This window comes from Sorangium sp. So ce295, from assembly GCF_051527405.1.
GTDB lineage: Bacteria > Myxococcota_A > Polyangia > Polyangiales > Polyangiaceae > Sorangium > Sorangium cellulosum_B.
Genome location: NZ_CP150324.1, coordinates 1,271,151 through 1,291,947, shown reverse-complemented (window position 1 = coordinate 1,291,947; position 20,797 = coordinate 1,271,151). Strand labels below are relative to the sequence as shown.

Genomic DNA, 20,797 nt, shown 5'->3' with positions numbered 1-20,797 from the left:
GCTACCAGGTGACCTTCTGCGAGCCTCGGAGGTAGCGCCAGAGGCCGACCACCGCCGCCGCGTTCAGGACCACGAACGTCCGCGCGAGCGCGCCGAGCTTGCCCGCAGCGCCCCCGAGCACCGCGAGCAGGTAGAAGGCCACCTGCCCGCCGAACAGCGCGCGCGCCGCGTAGAGCGTCCACGAGGCGTCGCCGCTCATCTCGGCGCCCATCCACGCGACCGTCGACGTGATCAGCAGCGCGACGAGCGCCCAGGGGCACACGAGGCGGAGCAGCTTGTGCGAGAAGATCTCGAACCAGGACGGGTTCCTGAACGGGACGAGGAGCGCCGGGAGCAGCGAAAAGAGCTGATAATTGCCGGCCAGCGTGCGCACCTTGCGGCCGAACTCGCGCTCGTCGCCGAAGGCGTCGTCGTACGCGATCGCGTCGGGAGCAAACAGGATCGAACGCCCCTCGAGGCGGAGCCGCATCGGCACCCACATGTCGTCGAGGATGACGCCCTCCGGGAGATGGCTCATGTCGGCGCGGCGGATCGCATAGATGGGACCGGTCACGCCCACCATGCTCCTGAACCGCCCTTCCTGGAGGCGAATCCAGTTCTCGTAACGCCAGTAAGCCCCCGACCCCGCCGATCCCTTCAGCACCAGATTGCCAGAGACACAGCCCGCGTTCGGATCGGCCAGGAGCCGCACGAGCGCGCGCAACGCCCCGGGCACGAGCGGCTGGCGGATGTCCGTCATCAACAGCACCTCGCCCGTCGCGACCCCGAGCATCGTGTTCACGCCGATCGGCTTGCCACGACGCGCCTCGCTGACGATCACCTTCACCCGAGGATCGCGCTCGGCCAGCTGTCGCGCCACGAGCACGGTGTCGTCCGTCGAGCCGTCCGAGAAGAGCAGGACCTCCAGCTTGTCCTTCGGATAGTCGAGCGCGAGCAGGCTCTCGACCTTCGCCGGGAGATACGACACCGCGTTGAAGACGGGAATGCACGCCGTCACCGTGGGGACGTAGTCCGGATCTTCCTTCCGCTGCGCAGGCCAGAGGCGCGCCAGGATGCCGATAACGATCGGGTACCCGAAGTAGGTGTACACGAGCACCGCGACGGCCAGAAAGGAGGCAATGACCACGCTAAACTGTAGAGCGCCGGTCGGGGGCGCTTGTCAACCGACATGGATGGGCCACGCCGCGACACGGCCGTTCACGTTGCGCGCGTTGCACGGCACGCGCACGGCACGCGCACGCCGCGCCGCCCGCGATCAGTTCCGCACCTTCACGCTCCGGATGATGTCCCCATCCGCGAGCGCAGCCCACGGCCCGGCGGCGACGCCGACGGCCGCGTACTGGCCGTCGAGGTGCGGCGCGCGCGCGTGCATCACGAAGAGCTGGCTCGATCCGGTGTCGCGACCGGCGAGCGCGACGCCGACCCGGAGCGGCTCGAACGCGACCGGCGACGTCTCGCAGCGCAGCGCCGGCCGGCCGGGCGGACCTCCGGCGCCGTCGCCGAACGGCGCGCCGAACTGGGTGACGAAGCCGGGCACCACGCGATGGACGATCTTGCCGTCGTAATAGCCGGATCGCGCGAGATCGACGAAGCGGGTCACCGCGACCGGCGCGAGCGCAGGGTCGAGCGTCATCGTGAGCTCGCCGGCGTCCGTGTCGAAGATCAGCACCGCCGGCGCGCGCACGAGCGCGGAGGCCTCGGCCGGCACCTCGCCGACCGGCGGCGCGACGGCCGGCCGCCCCGCCGCGCCCGCGTCCCCCGGCAGACCGGCGTCGCACGCGACCTTGCGGCCCCTGAGCACGCCGAGCGCCGTCCCGGCGCGCGCCCGCGTCGTGGGATAGCTCGACCGGCAGAGCTGCTCCAGGCGAGCCTCCGCCGGCTTGAACGCCAGCGCCCCCACCGCGTCGACGACCGCGCCGATCAGCTCCGGATCGTCGCGCGCGCCTGGGCGGTCGAGGATCGCGAGCAGCGCGGCCTCGATCGCCGGCGATGTGACCGCTGCGGAAGCGTCCTTCTCGTCGCTCCGCTTCCTGCGCTTCCGCTTCCCCGGCGCCTCCGACGCGCGCTGGGGCTGCCGCGCGATGACCTCCGCCGCGGCGGCGACGAGGCCCGGCTCCTCCGCGGCGAGCGCCTTCGCGAGCAGGTCGGGTGCGCCGGCGATCTCCTCGTGCGCGGCGATGAGCTCGATCGCGGCCTCCCGCGCGCGCAGATCGCCCGACGCGGCGTACGCGCGGAACGCGGCGAGCCGCGCGCCGATGATGGCGTCGCGGCCGATCACCTCGACGACCGCCCGAGCGCCGATCGGGCCGCGCACCGGCGCGCCTGCGTCCGGCTTGCTCCCGGGCTCCGCCGGCGCCGTGACGTCACAGCCGAGCAGCAGCGGCTCGCGGTAGTCCCCGCCCGCGAGGAGCCGGGCCGCGCCGCAGCGGAGCCACGCGACACGGCGGAGGATCGCCGCGGGCGCGCTCGGCGGCGGCGGCAGGGCGGCGAGATCGCGGAGCGCCTTGCGCGCGGCGCCCGTAGATCCGAGCGCGTCGAGCGCGGTGAGCAGCACGCCGAAGTCCTCGCTCACGAGGCCCGTGAGCGCGATCGGGTCCGCGCTCGGGGCGAGCGCGGCGACCGCGTCGGCGAGGGCGCGCTGGCCGGGCGGGCCGAGCCGCTTGAGGGCGCGCGCGGCCTCGGCGCGCTCGCTCGCGGTGAACACCCCCTTCGCGGAGAGGACGCGCGCGAGCTCGGAGGCGGCCGCCTCCCCTGCCCGGCCGAGCGCGCGCACCGCGAAGAGCCGCGCGTCGGAGGCCTCCGCGAGCCGCGCGGTCGCGACGTCGCGGATGCGGGGGATGACCGTGAGCGGGACGTGCTCGAGGCGCCCGATCGGGTAGAGCGCCTCGGGGACTGGCGGGCTCGCCGCGCTCCCCGAGGCGAGGTTGAGCAGCGCGACGAGCGTCTCCTCGCGCAGCTTGAGCTTGATCGCGGCGAGATCGCCGAGCGCATACGCCGCGTGGATCGCGCGCTCGCGCGGGCCGTCGAGCCACGCGACCAGCGTCGGCTCCGACGCCTCCGCGCCGCACCGCCCGATGGCGCGGGCGAGCGCGCCGCCCGCGTCGAGCGGCGGCGCACCCGCAGCGGCGCCGCCGCTCGGCGCCGCCGCGGACGCAGCGGACGCAGCGGCGGTCGCCGCGCCCGCGGGGCTCGGGCGGGCGTCGCGGGCGAGGGCGCGCGCGACGAGCGCCGAGACCGCCTCGGTCTCGCGCTCCTTGCACGAGAACCCGAGGCCGTAGGCGGCCCACGCGACCACCTCGTCGTCCTCGTCGGCGAGCGCCCGCGCGAGCCCAGGCCACGCCGCGTCTCCGCCGATGCGCGCGAGGGCCCGCGCGGCGGCGCGCCGCACGCCGACGTCGCGGCTCTGCTGGTCCGCGGGGCTCACCTCCAGGGCGGCGCGGCGCTGCTCGGCCGCGAGGAGGGCGTCGAGCCTCCCCGCCGCCCCGGCGCTGGCGGCCGGCGCCGCCGCGGAGCTCCCGGCGTCGGGCGCAGGGCCCGGCGCCGGCTGCCCGGTGCAGGCGGACAGGGAGAAGAGCAGCGTGAAGACGAGGAGCGGAGAGGAGCGCCTTCTCGGCATGATCACGGTTCACCCTGACGAGCGGTGTCGAGCAGCCAGGCGGCGCTCTCGCTGAGGATCCGCTGGCGGCGCATCGCGCGCGCGTCGAGCCACATCGAGACCACCTCGTGACCGCGCTGCCATGCGCGCGCAACCACCGGCTCGCCCACGCGCGACGCCGGCAGCCCGCAAGCGTCGATCCCGACGTCGTGGAAGTTCTGGAGAGCCCTGGCCATGTGCCAGGAGCAGGTGACGATCGCCGCGCGCCGCGCGCCCACGCGGCGCAGGAGGGCCGCGCTGAAGATCGCGTTCTCGTGCGTCGTCAGCGACCAGAGATCCTGCAGGATCGCGTGCGCCGGCACGCCGGCGCGCCGCAGCTCGGCGGCGAGCACGCGCGCCTCGACCTGCGCTCCCCAGCGGCGCCCGCCGCTGGCGATCACCCACGGCGCGACCCCGTCGCGGTAGGCCTCCGCGGCGCGCGCCGCGCGGCGCGCGCCGGGGGCCGCCGGGCGCCCGGAGGGAAACACCCTGCAGCCGAGGACGACGATGGCGTCCGCGTGGAGCGGCATGCGACCGACCATAGCCCATCGGCCGCGGCCTTCGCGTGCCCGCTGCGCGCGATCGTCCTGCCCTCCCGCCGCCGCCCGCGGGCCGTGCCGCTCCGATGCCTGCGCCGCACGCAGGCCGACCTGGGGCCGCCACCTGCGCCCCCGCCCCGCCGCCCGCGCCCCCGCCGCCGCGCGCTCCCGCCCCCCAGCGGCAGGCCGCGCCGGCCGCTGGGCCCGCAACCTATCCCCTGACTACATTGGCGCCTTGGCCCTGCTCCCCCGGCCAGGTCTCCACGTCTGCGACCTTCCTTGCTCCCGGTGCACCAGGCGGCTTGACGCTGCCCGCGCTCGGAATCTAATAGCTCTACCTTGAAACGGGCGGGGTTCAGCGAGCGAGGCAGGATGCGGATCAAGATGTGGGGGGTTCGCGGAAGCATCCCCACGCCCGGTGCAGGCACGGTCGAAGTAGGCGGCAACACGAGCTGCTATGAGATTCGTGCCGGCGAAACGCTGGTCATCCTCGATGGCGGGACGGGGCTCCGTCTCCTCGGCCAGGAGCTGGTCAAGGAGATGCCCTTCGAAGCCTGGATGTTCTTCAGTCATGTGCACTGGGATCACATCCAGGGCTTCCCGTTCTTCACGCCCGCGTTCGTGCGCGGGAACAAGATCCATCTCTACGGTGGCCTCAACGTCTCCCGGACGCTCGAGGAGACGCTGGCCGGGCAGATGGACTACCCGAGCTTCCCGGTGCACCTCACGGAGATGGGCGCGGCGATGACCTTCCGCGACCTCTACGAGGGCGAGGTGGTCACGATCGGCCCGAACGACGATGTGCGCGTGACCAACGCGCGCGGCAACCACCCGAACGGCGTGTACGCGTACCGCGTCGAGCACGAGGGCAAGGTCGTCGTGTACATCACCGACTCCGAGCACTACGCGATCGTGGATCCGAAGCTGAAGAAGCTCGCGATGGGCGCCGACGTGCTGATCTTCGACGCCATGTACACGCCCGAAGAGTACGCGGGCGAGGTCGGCGGCGGCCCGAAGACGGGCTGGGGTCACGCCACGTTCGTCGCGGGCTGCGAGCTCGCGAAGGCGGCGGGCGCCAAGCAGCTCGTCCTGCACCACCACGATCCCAACCAGACCGACGCGATGGTGCGCGAGAAGGAGATGCGCGCCCGCGAGCTCTTCCCGAACACCATCGCCGCGCGCGAAGGCACGGTCATCGAGATCTAGCGCGCCGCCTCGCCAGGCTCGCAGCGCGCCCAAATCGCCGCGCGTCGCCACCGACGACGCGCGACATCCCCAGCAGCACCACCGCGGCGTTCTCCCGCGCCAGCCGCTCCCTCACCGCAGCGTCGGCGCGTGGCTCTCCCGCACAGGAGACGGGCCCAGATCGGCGTTTTCGGCGCGGAGGCGCACTCCAGTGCGCTGAGCACCGAAAACGTCGAGGTGGGCCCGTATCCGAAGCGGGAGAGCCACGCGCCTAGGCGCTCTTGGCCATGGGCTCCCGGGTGATCTCCTCGATGCGCGCGCGCATCCGCTTCTTGGCGCGCTCCTCGATCTGCCGCACGCGCTCCTTGCTGACGCCGAAGTCGGCGCCGAGCTGCTCGAGCGTCACGGGGCTGTCCGTCAGCCAGCGCTGGTGCATGATGGAGCGCTCGCGGGGCGACAGCTCGTTCACGACCTGGAGCAGCGCGCGCGAGAGCAGCGCGCGCTCGTCGGCGTCGCAGGCCTCGTCCTCCGGCGTGTGCGCGCTCGACGCGAGCCGCTCCACCGGAGCTACGCCGTCCTCGGTCGGAGAGCGCTCCAGGCTGACGTCGCGCGCCATGAGCAGCGGCAGCAGCTCGGCCGCCCGCTCCTCCGACAGGCCGCTCAGCTCCGCGAGCACCGCCGGGTCCTTCTCGTGCGTCTTGCGGTAGATGCGCAGCGCGCGCCGCTCGCTCTTCGACGACCCGAGGCGCACGATCCGGTACCCCCGCGCCACGTGCTCGCGGATCTCCGCGCGGATCCAGTAGGCCGCGTACGTCGCCAGGCGGCAGCCGCGGTCCGGATCGAAGCGCTCCGCGGCCTTCAGGAGGCCGATGTTCCCCTCCTGCACGATGTCCTCCATCGGCAGGCCCCAGCGGCGGTACTCGAGAGCGATCGTCATCACGAACGGCAGACACGCCTCGATGAGGCGCCGGCCAGCGTCCCGGTCACCAGCTCGCCAGCGGAACGCGAGCTCTCGCTCGGCCTCCGGGCTCAGGGTGGCGTAGTTCGCGAGCTCTGTACGATAAGCCGAGAATGCCGCACGATCCCAGGTGGCGCTCATGATCTCTCCGCTCTCCACCGCGCGCGCCGATCAAGAAGGGCTTGCGAGCCCCTGCGGGCCGGCGGGCGGCACCGGGGCAGATGCAGGCGTGATGCCGGGATTGACCCTAGGAAATCGCCTTTTTTTGCGCTGGAATGCGCAACGTGTTCGGATCCCTCGACGGAAGCGAAAGCTTTGCGGGAAAGCGGAGGAGCACGAATGCGCAGCGCTGAGCCCAGATCCACAGCGCACGAGCGGCGAACGAGGCGGGCGAGGTGCGCGCCGAGGCCCCAGGCCGCGGGCGACGGCGTCGCCCGCGCGGCGCGCGCGCTCGCTCTCCGCGGGGACGCCGCCGCGGTCGCCCCTGCCCCCGCGCGCCGCATCGTGATATCCGGGGAGCAGTGAGGACGCGCGTCGCGGGCTCCGTCGCGTGCATCGCCGCAAGCCTGGCGACGCTCGCCTTGCTCTCGCGCGAGGCGGAGATCCCCCTCGCGAGGGCGCGGCGCGGGATCGCGCGGCCCTTGCTCCACACCGTCGCGCCGGATGACGAGGAGATCGACGGCGTCGGCTGCGACCCGAACGCCCTCGACCGCGGCATCGCGGTGCCGACCGGGGCGCCGACGTCGCTCGGCTGCGAGCAGGCCCGCGCCATCGTGGCCCAGGCCCGCACCACGCTGGCCGCCCCGCCGCTCCGCGTCGATCCCGCAAAGTTTGCCGAAGCGACCTCCGACTGGCTGGATCCGCACGGGCTGTGGTCGGTCGCCCCCGACACGCCCGTGGGCGCCTCGCTGCAGCGGGAAGCCGCCGCGCTCCTGGACGAGCTGCAGGCGCCCGTGGGCAGCGGGCCGTGCGCGGCGGCGCTGCGCGTCGGGCAGGAGCTCGCCCGGTGGTCGCGCGAGCTCGAGACGCTCTTCGATGACGGCTACCGGCGCGGCCTGGCCAGCCCGCCCGCGACCCACGCCGCGGCGTGGGAGCTGGTGTCGTCGGCGCCGTTCGAGGACGGCGAGGTGACGCGCAGCGCCCGGGATCTCGCGCGCAAGCTCGGCCGGGAGGTCGGCGGGCTGCGCGCGCATGTCGGGGAGCCGCTCGCCCGGTACGTGGACGCCGTGCGCGAGCGGGCGGCGCCCTCGATGAGCGAGGACGGCTGGGCGCGCACGGTGATCGCCGCCGCGGTGCGGGCCTACGTGCCCCAGCTGGACGCGCACGGCGCCTGGGCGCCGCTCGAGGAGGAGGTCTCCATCTACGATCTCGACCTCGAGGCGCACCCGCCGGCCCGGCTCTGGCAAGAGATGACGCGCACCTCGATCGGGGTGCGCATCGACCGCGGCGCGCTCGCGCCGCTCGAGGACGGGGACGTGGTGCTCCGGATCCAGGATCTGCCGATCTCCGGCATGAGCGTCGAGCAGGCCGAGCAGCTCGCCGTGCTGTCCGACGTGCACCCCGGGACGACCGCTCGCGTGGCGCTGCTGCGGCGCGGGGTCGCGGCGCCCCTCGAGCTGACCGTCGCGCCGCACCCGGTCGGACCGCAGCCGGCCGAGGCGGCGCCCTCGGAGCTGCCGCTCGATCTGGTGCGCTACGGGGACGGCAAGGTCGCGGTGATCGCCATCCCCGACGTGCCCGACGACCTCGGGGATCGGGTCGCGGCGGCGCTCCTCCGCGCTCGCGCGCAAGGCGACACGCGGGGCGTGATGCTGGACGTGCGCGCGAACGGCGGCGGCTCGACCGACGGCGCGATCGCCGCGCTCGGGCTGTTCCTGCCGGGCGTACCGCTGTTCCCGATGCGGCGCCGCGACGGCGGCGTCGAGGTGGAGCGCTCGCCCGAGGTCCCGGAGGAGCGCGGGTGGAGCGGGCCGCTCGCGGTGCTCGTCGACGGCGACTCCGCGAGCGCGGCGGAGATGATCGCCGGCGCGATCGCCAGCTACCGGCGCGGGGTGATCATCGGCGATCGGACGTACGGCAAGGGGTGCGCTCAGGAATACCTCGACGACGACGCCCACGTCGGCGTGCTGCGGCTCACGACGCTCCTCTACGCGCTCCCCGACGGCGCGCCGGTGCAGAAGGTGGGCATCGTGCCGCAGGTGCAGCTGTCGCTGCCGGCGACGAACGAGCGAGAGGCGCGCGTGGACCGGGCGCTCGGCCCGTGGCGAGGCCCCGACGTGCGCGATCTGCACCGCGTGCGCGACGTGCCCTGGCCGGCGCACGCAGGGCGGATAGGGCCCTGCCGCGACGAGACGGTCTGCCGCGCGCTGCGGTCGCTCGGCGCGGTGCCCGCGGCAGCGCGCTGACGCGCGTCAGCGCTTCCAGAACTTGCCGAGGAGGCCCCCCGCGGGCGTCGGATCGCTCGTCGTGCGGCTCCGCATCTCCTGCAGGCGGACCTCGCGGATCGCGTCGAGGTTCTTCGGGTTGAGCTCCGCCGCCAGGCGGAAATCGCCGATCGCCTTGTCGATCCTCCCCGAGCGCTTGAGGAGCATGCCGCGGTAGAAGAGCGCCCGCTCGTAGCGAGGCTCCTTCTCCAGGACGGCATCCAGCGTCTGGATCAGATCGTCGTAGTGCGCGCTCGTGGCCCCCTCCGCGAGCACGGGCGGATCGCCGCGCCGCTGCGCCTGGATCCAGACGAGCAACGTCATGTACTCGGGCTGCTCCGGGTCGGCGTTGAGCGCGCGCCGCGCGCGGGCCTCGGCGCCCGCGAGGTCGTTCTTCTTGAGCAGGATCTCGGCCTTCTGGAACTCGAGCGCGGCGTCGACGGCGCGGGCGATCCGCTGCTCGTCCTCGGCGGGGGGCGGGGCCTCCTTCGGCGCGCTCTGGTACTCGGCGCGCCGCTTCGGATCGCTCAGCGTCTGGTAGGCCTCGCTGATGCGGGCGAACACGCGCGCGACGAGCGGCTTGACGTCCTGGAGCTCCGCCGGCGTCCGGTCGGGGTGCCACCGCTTGGCGAGCGCGAAATAGGCGCTCTGCACGCGCTCCGGAGGGGCGTCCTCCGCGACGCCGAGCATCTCGAAGAAGCCCTCGCCGTCGATCGACGCGGCGCGCGCCTCGATCTCCGCGCGGCGCGCGGCGAGCTCGGGGTTCGGCGCGGCGCGCGGCAGCGGCGGGAGATCGGGCGCGAGCGCCGCCGGTCCCTGCGGCTTCGCCGGCTCCGCGGCGCGCGCCGGCGGCACGGGCGAGGGCGCCTCGGCGCGCCCCGCCCCTCGCGCGGCCCTGCCCTCCGGGCCGACCGCCGCCATCTTGACGGTGGGCGCCTGCGGGGGCGGCGGCGCAACGCGGGCGCCGGCGAAGGTCGGCGCAGGAGGCGGCCTCAGCGCCTTCGGATCCACGCCGCGGTAACCGCCGCCCGGATCGCCGCCGGACGCGCGCGCGTCGAAGGGCGCCGCCGGGCTCAGGGTCGGCGCGCCGGTCCACGACGCCGCCTCCGGCGCCGCGGCCGGGGGTGGCGCCGTGGAGCGGCGCGGGGCGACCGGGACCCCAGCGCGCCTGCTGGACGGCGCCGCGACGTCGTCGGGCTGCCGCTGCGGTGCGCGGCCTTCGGCCTCGCCCCGCGCCGGGCGTGGACCGGGCATCGTCGAGCCCGTCGAGCCCACGGTGGCGCGCGGCGAGCGCGCCGCCGCGCCGGAGGGCTCGCGCGTGGGCGCTGGCCCCGCCTCGGCCGGGGGCGCGCCAGCGGCCCGCTCCCTGCCGGGCCCGGCGGGACCGCCGACCCCGACAGGGCGCCGGCCCGGCGCGCCGAGATCGAGGTGCCGCGTGATCGCGAGCGCATAGATCATCAGCCGCACGACGCGCTCCTGCGCGACGCCGGCGGCGAGCAGCTCGGCCAGCGTCATGCGCCGCATCCGCAGGAGATCCACGATGGCCGCCTCGTCGCGATGGAGCTGGAACCGCTTCAGCTCGGCCTCGACGTGGAGCCCGAGCTGCCGGTTCTGGATCCGGTCCAGGGTCGTGTCGATGAGCGGATCGTCGGCGTGGAGCCGGACGCCCGCCATGATCACCGCGAGGGGCTCGCACCCGATGAGCTCCGGACCGCCGTAGGACGACAGCAGGTTCTGGGCGTCGTAGTAGGCGTAACGCGTCGCGGGCGGGAGATCGTAGAGCGCGACCAGCTTGCGCACGAGCTGCTCGCGCAGCACGCCGGACACCGTCTCCCTGTCGAGCAGGCCCCGGGAGACGAGCAGCCGGCCATGCAGCACCCGTCGCTTGGTGATGTCCCGGAGCGTCTCTCGCAGCGTCGCCTCGTCCAGGAGGCCGAGATCGAGGATCACCCGATCGAGCGGGGCGATGATCGTCCCGGTCCAGATCTTGGCGGGCACGCCGTCGCTGAAGAAGATGCCGTGGCGGACGCCGTCGGGGTCGATGAAGCACGTCGTGCCGGTGAGGCGCCGGTCGAGCATGTACACGAGCAGGTGGACGAGCGGCGTGCGCGCGAGCGTGCCCTCCGCGGTCGGCGGGTCGCCCGGCAACGACAGCACGGCGATCGGACCGGCCATCGCCGACGGAGGCAGATCAGACACGGGGTTGCGCTCGCGCCGCTGCGGCGGATCTCCCCAGCCGCGGGTGCGCACCGACGGCGGCCGCGCGCTCTCCTCGGGGACCTCGTCCGGATCGCTGTCTGTCTGCACCGACCACGACTCCTCTCCATGAGCGCCCGGGGCGGGCGAGGTTGGGTCCGCCACCGCGGCGGGCTCCAGATGCGGCGGATCGGGCCAGCGCGCCGTCGTGCGCCCTGACCGCAAGGGCGGAGACAGCCTGCCGGACGGCGCAGGCGGCAGATCCGCGAGCATCCTGGCCTCCGCGCCGTCGTCCGGCAGCCCACCGAACGTGGCCTCGGGCGGCGAGGCGGGCCCGCGGGCGGCGTCGCTGGCCCGCGGCTGCGTCCTCCGGCTCGCCGGCGCGTTGGTCATGGGCAGCGTGGGCGACGAGGGCCGCGTGATCTGCTGCTGCGGCGGCATGCGCAGGTTGCCGAGCGGCGACGCCGGCGCGTTGCGGATCGGCGGCGACTCCGCCGCGAGCACCGGCGAGCGGAGCGACACCTGCGGCGCCTCCTGGATCGCCGCGTGGGCGCGCATCGACGCGGCGGCGGGGTCGTCGCTCGTCGCGACGATCCGGCGGATGTGCCGCGGCGGCTCGCCCTGGCGAGGCCGCTCGGCGAGATCGACCTCGAGCGCGCGCGGGATGGGACCGCCGGCGGCGTCGAGCACCAGCCGGACGCGCGGCTGCGAGTAGCGGGCCGGGTGCGCCGGCGTCTGCACGACGAGCGCGACCTCCCCGGTCGAGAGCTCCACGAGCGTGCCGGTCGGAAAGATGCCGAGCGCGCCCACGAGCAGCCGCAGCACCGCGCGGTCCGCCGGATCGGCCGCCTCCCGCTCGAGCTTGGCGATGGCCTCGTCGGCGGAGAGCGGCGCCTCGCCCGGGGCCGGCGTCAGGAGGTCGTTGAACGCGCGGGCGGTCGCGAGGATCCGCGCCTGGAGCGTCGGCTGGCGGAGGCCGCGGTAGACCGGGCCGAGCGCCGGCTGGCGGCGCACCCAGTGCGCCTCGTAGGCCACGACGGTGCGCATCACGCTCGGCTCGTTGACGAGGCCGAGCGCGGTCAGCACGACCGCCGTGCCCGCCGGGACGTCCGCCTCCTGCTGCTCGCTCAGCTGCGGGACGAGCCCGCCCGAGCCGCTCGTCGCGGCGCCCGTGAGGCGCGGCCGGGCGATGTCGAAGAGCAGCGCCGCCATCGAGAGCCGCTGGAGAAGGACGACGTCGCTCGTGATCTGCCGCGCCATCGCGAGGCTCAGGATCGCGGTGTTCACGGCGCGCCCGGCGTCGTCGTGGTTCTGGTTGCGCAGCGCGGTGACGCCCAGGAAGGCCGGCGTCTCGTTCGCGGAGAGGTCGACGAGGCGCTGCGTGATGCGCTTGACGCCCTGCCGCAGCGTGTACCGGCCGCGCCGCAGGTCGTCGTAGAACCGGCGGATGATCACGATCGCCGTCGCGTAGGTGCGCACGATCGCGGAGGTCTCGTCGCCCTCGCGATCGATCGCCACCTCGCGGCGGAGCACGGCCTCGTCCACGGCGCGCAGGCGGACGCGCGGCGACGGGCGGTCGGCGAGCGCCGGCTTGCTGCTGCGGAGGGCCTCGGCGAGCGCGGAGGCGAGGGCGTAGAGATCGCTCGCGCGGACGTCCTTGGCGACGCCGATCTCGGAGTAGCCGCAGCGGCCGAGGACGTCGCCGAGCTCGAGCGCGCCCTCGTAGACGGCGCGGTTCGCCTTGAGGAGCTGCCCGGAGACGAACACCGAGCCGCGGGTGAACAGGATCGAGACGTTGTGACCGGAGCGCTGGCCGAAGTCCTGGACGAGCGAGACCGTCTCCTCGACCTGCCGCACCATGGCCTGGTTGTCGATCGCGTGCAGCGTCGAGAGCTTCACCAGCCGGAAGAGGGCCTGCACCACGCTGGCGGCGAGATCGCGCGCCTGCTCGCGGCGGATGTTCTCCGACACGTTCTGGCTGATGACGTCGACCTGGGGCGCCATCACGGGACCTCCCCGGCGGTCGAGATCCGCTTGCCGAGGCGCGCGGCGATGGCCTCGGCGGCGGCGCCCGCGGCGTCGCGCAGCGCCTGGCTGTTCCAGGGCCGCCGCTTCGTGGCGGCGAGCGCGGCGTCGAGCGCCTCCTGCGAGCGCGCCTCTCGGCCGAGCAGCTCGGCCGAGAGGCAGCGGGTCTGCTCCGCCGCGTCGTCGGCGAGGAGGCCGTGCCGCTGGAGCAGCTCGACGGCGACCGACTCGCCGCGCGCCGGGTTGAGCGTGTAGAGCGCGCCGAGGAACTCGCGCCGCTCGTCGAGCGTGAGCTGGTGGAACGAGCTGTCCTGCACGCGGCGGACGAGCAGCGGGCCGGCCGCGCGGACCTGGTGGTGCGCCAGCGTGCGGAGCGCCGCGACGCGCACGTCGGGCGGCGCCGACTCGGCGAGCGAGAGCAGCTCGTCCCGGATCTGCTCGGGGCTCGTCGCGAGGTGCGCGATCGCCTCGCAGCGGAGCGCCGCGTTCGCGCACCCGGAGAGCCGCTTCAGCGCGCCCAGGGCGCCCTGCGTCCGCGACGCGGCGAACATCTTGAGGATCGGGCGGGCCACGTCGAGATCCAGCGTCATGAGCGCGTCCACGACCCCCTCCTCGTGCCCGGGCAGCGTCCGCTCGACGTGGCCGAGCAGCGCGCGGCGCAGCGCCTCGTGGCCGGTGTGCCCCACGACCTCCATCGCGACGGGCAGGGTCTCGCTGCCGAGCTTGTTCAGGATGGGCGCGAGCCGCTGCGCGACCAGATCGAGGTCCACGGGGGCGGGCTGCGCCGCGCCGCCGGGGGCGGACGTCATGACGACGCGCGTCGCCTCGCGGAGGAGCAGCCGCACCGTGTCGGGCGGGAACATCCCCCGGGCGAGCTCCGTCGCGAGCGCGCCCCCCTGCTGCCTGGGCGCGAGCGCGTCGAGGGCCTTCTCGATGGCGTCGTGCATCCCGAAGAGCACCTCGAAGCGGCGCGCGAGGATGAGATCGCGCGCCGAGGCGGCCATCGGCTCGGTCACGAGCTCGACGTCCTTGTACCGCCTGGCGTTCAGGAAGGCGTCGGCCACGACCTCGACGAAGCGCTCGCTCCAGCGGTCCGGGCTCATGACGAGCTGCGTGCCGAGCGCGCGCTGCGCGACCGGGTCGAGCGCGAGCGCGCTCGCGGCGCGGCGCGCGGCGCGCAGCGCGGCGGCGTCGGTGTCGATGACCATCGCCGCCGCCTCGGCGCGGTTCGCCTTCTCCTCGGCGGCGCGCCGGGCCATGCCCTCGAGGTCGTCGGCCTCGTGCCAGAACTGCTCGCGATCGGCCGCGTCCCCCTCGACGAAGATGCTCACCACGTCGTAGCGCACGTGCTCGAGGCGGCGCTCCCACAGGGCGGCCGCGACGTCGTCCTCGGGGGCGAGGTCGCGCAGCGGATCGAGCAGCAGCACCTCGCAGAGGGCGCGCAGCTCGTCCTCCGTGATGCCAGGGAGCAGCTGGACGCGCCGCACGCCGGCCGCGAAGAGGTTGTACGGGACGAGGTCGAGCGGGTGCGACGGCTCCCACACCGTCCGCCGGCGATGCTCGAAGGCGTATGGCGTCAGCGTCCAGTAAACGAGGCTCCCGTCCGCGCGCAGCGCCTCCACGATCGCCTGGAAGGTCGCGCGGAGTTTGTTGTCCGCGTCCGGGTGGGTCCAGCCGTAGTGACGCACCGCCGGGAGCAGCCGCTCCATGCGGCGGAACACCTCGGTGAGCCGCGTCACCGCGGGATCGTCCGGCTCCGCCTCGCCCAGCTCGTCCTGGGGCACGGGCTCCTCCGCCGCCCGCATCCCGACGGCCGTGGGCGAGTCGTCCGGCGGGGGGCGCTTCGTGCTCTGCGGCGAGGAGCGGCGGGGCAAGGACGCGCCGACCTCCTCGAGGACGCGCAGCGCCTCCTGCCGCATCTGCGCGGCCGACTCGAAGCGGTTGCGCTTGTCCCAGGCGAGCGCCTTGTCGACGAGGCCGATGACCGAGGCGGGCAGCTCGGGCGCGATCCGCGCGAGCGACGGCGCCGGCGTCGTCGCCGCGAGGATGAACGCCTCGTTGTCCGAGCGCCCCTGGTGGAGGCGCTGCCCGCTGAGCACGGCGTACAGGGTCGCGCCGATCGAGAAGAGATCCGCCCGCCCGTCGACCCCCTCGGTCAGCCCCATCGCCTGCTCGGGCGCCATGAACGAGGGGGTCCCGAGCGCCGTGCCCGCCTTGGTCTTGTCGCCGGGCGCGCCGCGCATCCTCGCCACGCCGAAGTCGAGCAGCTTCACCACGTTGTCCTTCGTGATGAAGATGTTCGCGGGCTTCAGGTCGCGGTGGACGATGCCCTCCGCGTGGAAGCTCTCGAGCGTGTGGAGCACCTCGCCCGCGATCCAGAGCGCCTCGGCGACGGGGAGCTTCCGGCTCTTGCGCTTCCAGAGCTGCTGGACGGTCTCCCCGTCGAGCAGCTCCATCACGAGGAACGGCTCGTCCTGCTCGGTGATGTCGTCGTCGAGGATCGCGACCCGGCCGGGGTGATCGATCTTGTTGGCGACGTAGCCCTCGCGCAGGAACCGCTCGCGGATGCCGACGTCGCGCGCGAACTCGGCGTGCAGGATCTTCAGCGCGGCGCGCGAGCCGTTCCGGTGGTGGGTGGCGGCGTACACGGAGGCCATGCCGCCCACGCCGAGGAGCGAGTCGATCCGCCACTTGTTCTTGACGGTCATCCCGAGGCGGGCGCGCGCCCGCTGCTTCTCGTCCGGCGCGTCCGTGACTTCCGAGGGCGGAGGGATGACGGACTCGGGGAGGACGCCACGTGAGGTCATTCGGCCACCGGAAGGCGGGAAATCGTATCACCTCCCCGCCCGCCCCAGGTTCCGGATTTCGGCGGGCGGGCGGTGAGCCTTACCGTTTCCTGGCGCCAGGCAGGCGCAGGGCGATCGCTGGCACGGTAGCTCTCTCCACCCGCCGGGCGTCCGGCCAGGGGTGCGATCGCCGCACGGGCGGCGAGCCGGCCAGGATCACGAGGGCGGACCGCCGGCCGACGTCGGGGGGGTCGCGGGCGCCGCCGCCGGCTTGACGTTGGCCTGTCCAGCCTCCACGGACGCACGTCACGGGGCGCCGAGCGAAAGCTCGATGGCCAGCGCGTCCACCAGCGAGCGCAGCACCGCCGTCATCCGCGCCACGCGGTCCGGGTCGAGCGCCGGGCGGCGCCGATCGCCGGGCGAGCACACGAGCGCCCGGGCCAGCTCGATCTGGATCGCGTCGACGCAGGGCGCGGCGTGGCGGAGCACGGAGTAGCCGCCCGGAAACGGCGCCTCGACGCCGACGGAGAGCCCATGGTCCCGCGCCGCGCGCGCCAGGGCGTCGCGCACCGCCGGGCGCGCGCATCGGCCGTCTCGGGTCCCGAGCACGACGTCCGGCGCGTCCTTCCGGCCTCCGTCGGGGTACGTGTGGACCGCGAGGAGGGCGGCGCGGCCGTGGCGCGCGCACGACGCCGCGAGCTCGGCGGCGACGGCGTCGTGGTACGGCGCGAAGACCTCTGCGAGGAGCGCCTCGACCTCGGCGCGCGATCGCCGGCGCTCCCACCACATGACGCCGGCGCACGAGAAGCGGCGCACGTCGCCGAGCCCCGGCGGGAGCTTGTCTTCATAGGGCGTCGGCACGCGCGGCTCCGAGTTGAGATCGACGACGTAGCGGCTCGCCGTGGCGACGACGCGCCGCACGCCCCTGGCCTCGAGCCCCTCGCACACGGCTGCGGCGCCCACGTCCGAGTCGGCCCAGGGCGCGCCTGCGTCGAGCGCGATCGAGGGGAGGCCGAGGCCCCGCGCGGTGAGCGGATCGAGCCCGAGGCCCGCGTGGGGGACCTCGACAACGACGGGGCCGGGCGCATCGGGGCCCAGGATCTCGAAGTGCGGAGCGGTCATCCTGCCAGGCGCCGGAGTGTGCCGGAGGACGTGTCGTCGCGAGGGGCGAGCGCGTGATGCGCGTGGCGCATGCGGCAGGAGGATACACCGGTCCGGCGAGCGCTCCTCCGCCGCAGAATGCAACCGGCAACCCCGCCCCCCTTGACGTGGTGCGGGAGGGCTAGCGACACTCCTAGGTCGGCGGTCCTCGTGTCCATGTGTGATTCCCCGTGAGCGACAACACGTCCATCGCCCAGGCCCTCGCGAAGCTCGACGAGGCCATGCGCCCGAGCCTCGGCGGCAGCGCCGACCCAGCGCGGCGCCGGGTCGCCCAGCGCCTCGCTCAGCTCGCGCGCTGCGAGGACGAGGACCTGCCGGCGTTCTCGAAACGTCACATGCCCGGGCGCACCGTCGAGGAGTCCGCGCTCCGCGCGGCCCGGGACCTCTTGCTGGCGATCGGCGGCATCGCGGAGATGGAGGAGGGCGGGCCCGACGCATGGGCGGCGCTCGCCGAGGTGAAAGGGCTCCTGGAGCGCCGCCTGGCCGAGGCGAAGGGGGCGGCGCGGACGCGCAAGGCCGAGGCGGCAGAAGCGGCCGCGGGCCCGCCGCCGCACGTCGCGTCGACATGGCCGCAAGGGACGGCGGCGCCGCTGGCAGGGCCGCTCTCGCCGCCTGCGCTCGCACTGAGCCCCTCGTCCGATGTCGCCCCGGCGCCCGCCGGTCCCGTCCCGTTCTCCGCGCCGACGCCGGCCGCCGTGGGGCCGCTGCCGTTCACGCCCGCCCCCGCAGCGGCGCCGACGCCCGCCGCAGCGGCGCCGGCGCCCCCGCTGGCGGATGCCACGCTGCCGCCCACGCCGCTGCAGGTCTTGGGCGCGCTGCCTTTCGCGTCCACGACGAGCCCGCTCCCGTTCGCGGCCAGGGCGGGGTGGGACCGTCCCACGCCGTCGTCCTCGGCGCCCCGGTACGATTCGGTGCTGCCGTTCCGCCCTCCCCCCTCCTCGGCGGCGCCGGCCTCCGCCTCGGCGCCGCCGCCGGCGGCGCCGGCCGCAGCTCCGCGCGAGGAGCGCGCCTCGATGGGTCCCGAGCTCACGTCCTGGCGCGCGCCGCCCCAGACCAGCCCCGCAGCGCCGTCTTCGGGCGTGGGCGCTGCCGCCAGCATCGCCCCGCTCACGCTGGAGCAGTATGCGGGGATGGTGGTGGCCTGCGAGCTCTATCCTCTCCATGCCCAGAACACCCAGAGCCGATATGGTGTGAGGACCCCGGACGAGCGGGTGGCGCTCGACCGCTTCTGGCAGGCGCGGCTCTCGGCCGATCCGGCGCTCGCCGAGCAATGGGAGCGCATGCGGGAGAACGCGCGGAGGTACTTCCGCCAAGGCACCTGACCGCCGGCCCCACGGCCTCGATGGCGCGCCGCCGGGTTACGGGCGCGGCGTGAGCGGTTGACACGAATCGAGGCCCGGCCGAGACTCTCCGTTCACACTCCCCGCGTCGCAAGAGGCAAGACATGCCCACCGCGCTCTACTCTCTCGCGTGCTCGAAGCTCGAAAACATCTCCTTCGTCGGGTTCCGCGGCAAGGAGGAGATATCTCGGCCGTACGAGTTCGAGCTGTTCTTCACCGTCCCTGTCGGCACGGCTGTCCAGGATGCGGTCGGCGAGCGGGCCAAGCTCACGATCAGCCGCGGCGAAGACGCGGTCCCGGTCGTGTTCCACGGCGTGATCGCGGGGACGCGGCTGCTCCACCAGACGGCCGAGCGCGCCCTGTACCGGGCGCTGCTCGTCCCCAAGCTCTGGATGCTTCGTCACTTCTGGCGGAGCTTCATCTTCACCGACAAGCAGGTGGACGAGTTCCTGACCGACACGCTGAAGGCCGGCGGCCTGAGCACGAGTGAATTCCGGTTCTCCGTCGTCGGCACGTACCCGAAGGAGGAGTTCGTCGCGCAGTACCGCGAGACCCTCCTCGACTTCTTCCACCGGTGGTGCGAGCGCGAGGGCCTCTACTATTACTTCGAGCAGAGCGACGACAAGCCGAGCGAGGTCCTCGTCATCGCGGACAGCCGCGAGCTCCACGACGACTTCCCGGGCGGCGGCCACGTGAGGTACACGCCGATCCTGGGCGACGACGTCACGGCGCCGCCCGGGCTGCATTCGATGGAGGCCGACGTGCGGTGGCTCCCGAAGACGGTCACCATCGCCGACTACAACTACGCGAACCCGTCGGCTTCCGTGAAGAGCGACAGCGACGTGACCGAGCGCGGCGTCGGGACGATCCGGGAGTACGGCGCTCGCGTGTTCGGCGAGAGCGACGCCAAGCGCATCGCGACGGTGCGGGCCGAATCCATCGGCTGCCGCGAGCGCACGCTCCGCGCGGCGGGCAGCGCTCTCGGGCCGCGGTCAGGCTACCGCTTCACCATCGACGACGGACCGGACGACCTCGCAGACAGCTGGCTCGCCGTGGAGGTGGAGCACGAGGGCTCCCACGCGGGCGTGACGCCCGAGGTGGTCCGCATGACGGGCATCAAGGGCACCGACACGTACAAGATGAAGCTCTTCGCCGTGCCCGCGAGCGCACAGTACCGTGCGCCGCAGTCGACCCCGTGGCCGCGGATCTACGGCTTCGAGAACGGGGTCGTCAGCGGCCCGGCCGACAGCCCCTATGCCCAGATCGACGCCGACGGCCGGTACCTCGTCCGCTTCGAGTTCGACACGAGCGATCTCCCCGACGCGCAGGTGTCGACGCGCGTCCGGATGCTCCAGCCGCACGGCGGAGAGAACGAGGGGTTCCACTTTCCCCTGCGCAAGGGCACCGAGGTGATGGTCGGCTTCCTCGGCGGCGACCCGGACCGGCCGTTCATCGCGGGCGTCGTGCCCAACGCGCACAAGCCGAGCGTCGTCAAGGAGCGCAACCGCACGCAGAACGTGATTCGCACGGGCAGCAACAACCAGATCGTGATGGAGGACGAGCAGGGGAAGGAGTTCATCTTCATCCAGTCCCCCAACAAGAGGACGGGCATCTACCTCGGCCATCCCTCCGGCGATCAATCGAAGATCTTCACCGGGGACGGCGACCAGCCGACGAGCTGGTACTTCACGAACCCCGGCGCCGCGGCGACCGGCGACACGAACGCAGGGGTCGACGTCGGCGTGAGCCTCTGGCAGACCACCGACGGCAACTCGGGCCTCTTCGTCGGCGGAGACTCCTGGGTCAACGTCTGGGGAACGCAGAACTGGTTCGTGTACGGCGCCGTATCCCACGGTTACCTGTCGACGTTCACGCTCGACATCGGCGCCGACTCGAACGAGAAGTACCATGCCCGTCGAAATACGGAGATCACCTCCGGCCGGACCGACAAGGTCCTGGCTGGCGGCATGGTGCAGGATATCCACGGCGGGCTGACCCAGACGATCGAGCCTGGAGGGAAGTCGACGGTCACGGGCGGATGGGAGCACAACGTGACGGCGACGAACACCGACCACTACGGGACGTGGGTGTCCAACATCGACAACAGCTGGACCGCGACCGTCGGTCAGGCCATCTCGGTCACCAGCACGGGCGCGAGCATCGAGATCAAGGCCCCCGCCGGGAACGTCGACGTGAAGGGCCTCGGGGGCCACTGCAACCTCCAGGGCTCGGACAGCATCGAGCTCACGGCGCCCAAGGTGACGGTCAACGGCGTCGACGTGCAGGTGAAGAGCACCAAGTGGTTCGACTGGTATACCCACAAGGGCGCCGCGGGCGTCCTCAAGCTGGACGAAGCGGCGATCTATCAGTCCGCCTATGGCCTGAAGATCGACACCGTCGGGGTCAAGGTCGAGAACGAGTTCTGCAAGAAGATCACGGGCGGGATGTTCCTGCGCGCGTACGCCATGTCGAAGAAGACTGCCCTGTTCGGCATCGCGGACTACGCCATCGGAATCTGGAACGGCGCGTTCAAGAAGGAGTGACTGGCCG

Annotated in this window: 11 protein-coding genes; 4 read left to right on the top strand and 7 right to left on the bottom strand. The window is 73.7% G+C overall.

The window, feature by feature from the left end; genetic code table 11:
* Position 1 precedes the first annotated feature (1 nt).
* The 3 genes from WMF11_RS04820 to WMF11_RS04810 form a co-directional block, all read right to left on the bottom strand.
* The gene (locus WMF11_RS04820) at positions 2-1,126 is read right to left on the bottom strand and encodes a glycosyltransferase family 2 protein (protein WP_437549729.1); all 1,125 of its coding nucleotides are present in this window, start codon (positions 1,124-1,126) and stop codon (positions 2-4) included.
* A gap of 129 nt (positions 1,127-1,255) precedes the next feature.
* Entirely contained in the window at positions 1,256-3,616 is a 2,361-nt protein-coding gene (locus tag WMF11_RS04815; protein WP_437979276.1) for a peptidylprolyl isomerase, read from the bottom strand.
* Positions 3,617-3,618: 2 nt separating this feature from the next.
* Positions 3,619-4,164 carry a YdcF family protein gene (locus WMF11_RS04810; RefSeq protein WP_437549727.1) on the bottom strand — a complete coding sequence of 182 codons (546 nt, stop codon included), beginning with the start codon at positions 4,162-4,164 and terminating at the stop codon, positions 3,619-3,621.
* Between the two features lie 348 nt (positions 4,165-4,512).
* On the opposite strand from WMF11_RS04810, the gene WMF11_RS04805 reads away from it, so the two are divergent.
* On the top strand, positions 4,513-5,379 hold the full coding sequence (locus WMF11_RS04805; RefSeq protein ID WP_437976588.1) for an MBL fold metallo-hydrolase: 867 nt from the start codon (positions 4,513-4,515) through the stop codon (positions 5,377-5,379).
* Between the two features lie 250 nt (positions 5,380-5,629).
* On the opposite strand, the gene WMF11_RS04800 is transcribed toward WMF11_RS04805, so the two are convergent.
* Positions 5,630-6,457, bottom strand: a complete 828-nt coding sequence (locus WMF11_RS04800; RefSeq protein WP_437976587.1) for a sigma-70 family RNA polymerase sigma factor — start codon at positions 6,455-6,457, stop codon at positions 5,630-5,632.
* A 380-nt stretch (positions 6,458-6,837) separates the two neighbouring features.
* Between WMF11_RS04800 and WMF11_RS04795 the strand changes: the two genes are divergently transcribed.
* Positions 6,838-8,721, top strand: coding sequence for a S41 family peptidase (locus WMF11_RS04795; RefSeq protein ID WP_437907206.1), 1,884 nt, complete (start codon positions 6,838-6,840; stop codon positions 8,719-8,721).
* Between the two features lie 6 nt (positions 8,722-8,727).
* Here WMF11_RS04795 and WMF11_RS04790 read toward each other — a convergent pair whose 3' ends face one another.
* The 3 genes from WMF11_RS04790 to WMF11_RS04780 form a co-directional block, all read right to left on the bottom strand.
* Entirely contained in the window at positions 8,728-12,939 is a 4,212-nt protein-coding gene (locus tag WMF11_RS04790; RefSeq protein ID WP_437976586.1) for a DnaJ domain-containing protein, read from the bottom strand.
* Entirely contained in the window at positions 12,939-15,767 is a 2,829-nt protein-coding gene (locus tag WMF11_RS04785) for a protein kinase domain-containing protein (protein WP_437976585.1), read from the bottom strand. The genes WMF11_RS04790 and WMF11_RS04785 overlap by 1 nt, the downstream gene beginning before the upstream one ends.
* Positions 15,768-16,052: 285 nt before the next feature.
* Entirely contained in the window at positions 16,053-16,868 is an 816-nt protein-coding gene (locus WMF11_RS04780; RefSeq protein ID WP_437976584.1) for an N-formylglutamate amidohydrolase, read from the bottom strand.
* 209 nt (positions 16,869-17,077) lie between these two features.
* On the opposite strand from WMF11_RS04780, the gene WMF11_RS04775 reads away from it, so the two are divergent.
* Both WMF11_RS04775 and WMF11_RS04770 read left to right on the top strand, forming a co-directional pair.
* Complete coding sequence (locus WMF11_RS04775; protein WP_437976583.1) at positions 17,078-18,229, top strand: hypothetical protein; 1,152 nt, start codon at positions 17,078-17,080, stop codon at positions 18,227-18,229.
* A 122-nt stretch (positions 18,230-18,351) separates the two neighbouring features.
* Positions 18,352-20,790 (top strand): type VI secretion system Vgr family protein, encoded by a 2,439-nt coding sequence (locus tag WMF11_RS04770; RefSeq protein WP_437976582.1) that lies wholly within the window; start codon positions 18,352-18,354, stop codon positions 20,788-20,790.
* Positions 20,791-20,797: the final 7 nt, after the last annotated feature.

Bases quoted from the DNA above. Each gene is read 5' to 3' on its own strand.
- WMF11_RS04810 (WP_437549727.1), bottom strand. From the start codon at position 4,164: ATGCCGCTCCACGCGGACGCCATCGTCGTCCTCGGCTGCAGGGTGTTT.
- WMF11_RS04800 (WP_437976587.1), bottom strand. From the start codon at position 6,457: ATGAGCGCCACCTGGGATCGTGCGGCATTCTCGGCTTATCGTACAGAG.
- WMF11_RS04790 (WP_437976586.1), bottom strand. From the start codon at position 12,939: ATGGCGCCCCAGGTCGACGTCATCAGCCAGAACGTGTCGGAGAACATC.
- WMF11_RS04770 (WP_437976582.1), top strand. From the start codon at position 18,352: ATGCCCACCGCGCTCTACTCTCTCGCGTGCTCGAAGCTCGAAAACATC.
- WMF11_RS04785 (WP_437976585.1), bottom strand. From the start codon at position 15,767: ATGACCTCACGTGGCGTCCTCCCCGAGTCCGTCATCCCTCCGCCCTCG.
- WMF11_RS04780 (WP_437976584.1), bottom strand. From the start codon at position 16,868: ATGACCGCTCCGCACTTCGAGATCCTGGGCCCCGATGCGCCCGGCCCC.
- WMF11_RS04815 (WP_437979276.1), bottom strand. From the start codon at position 3,616: ATGCCGAGAAGGCGCTCCTCTCCGCTCCTCGTCTTCACGCTGCTCTTC.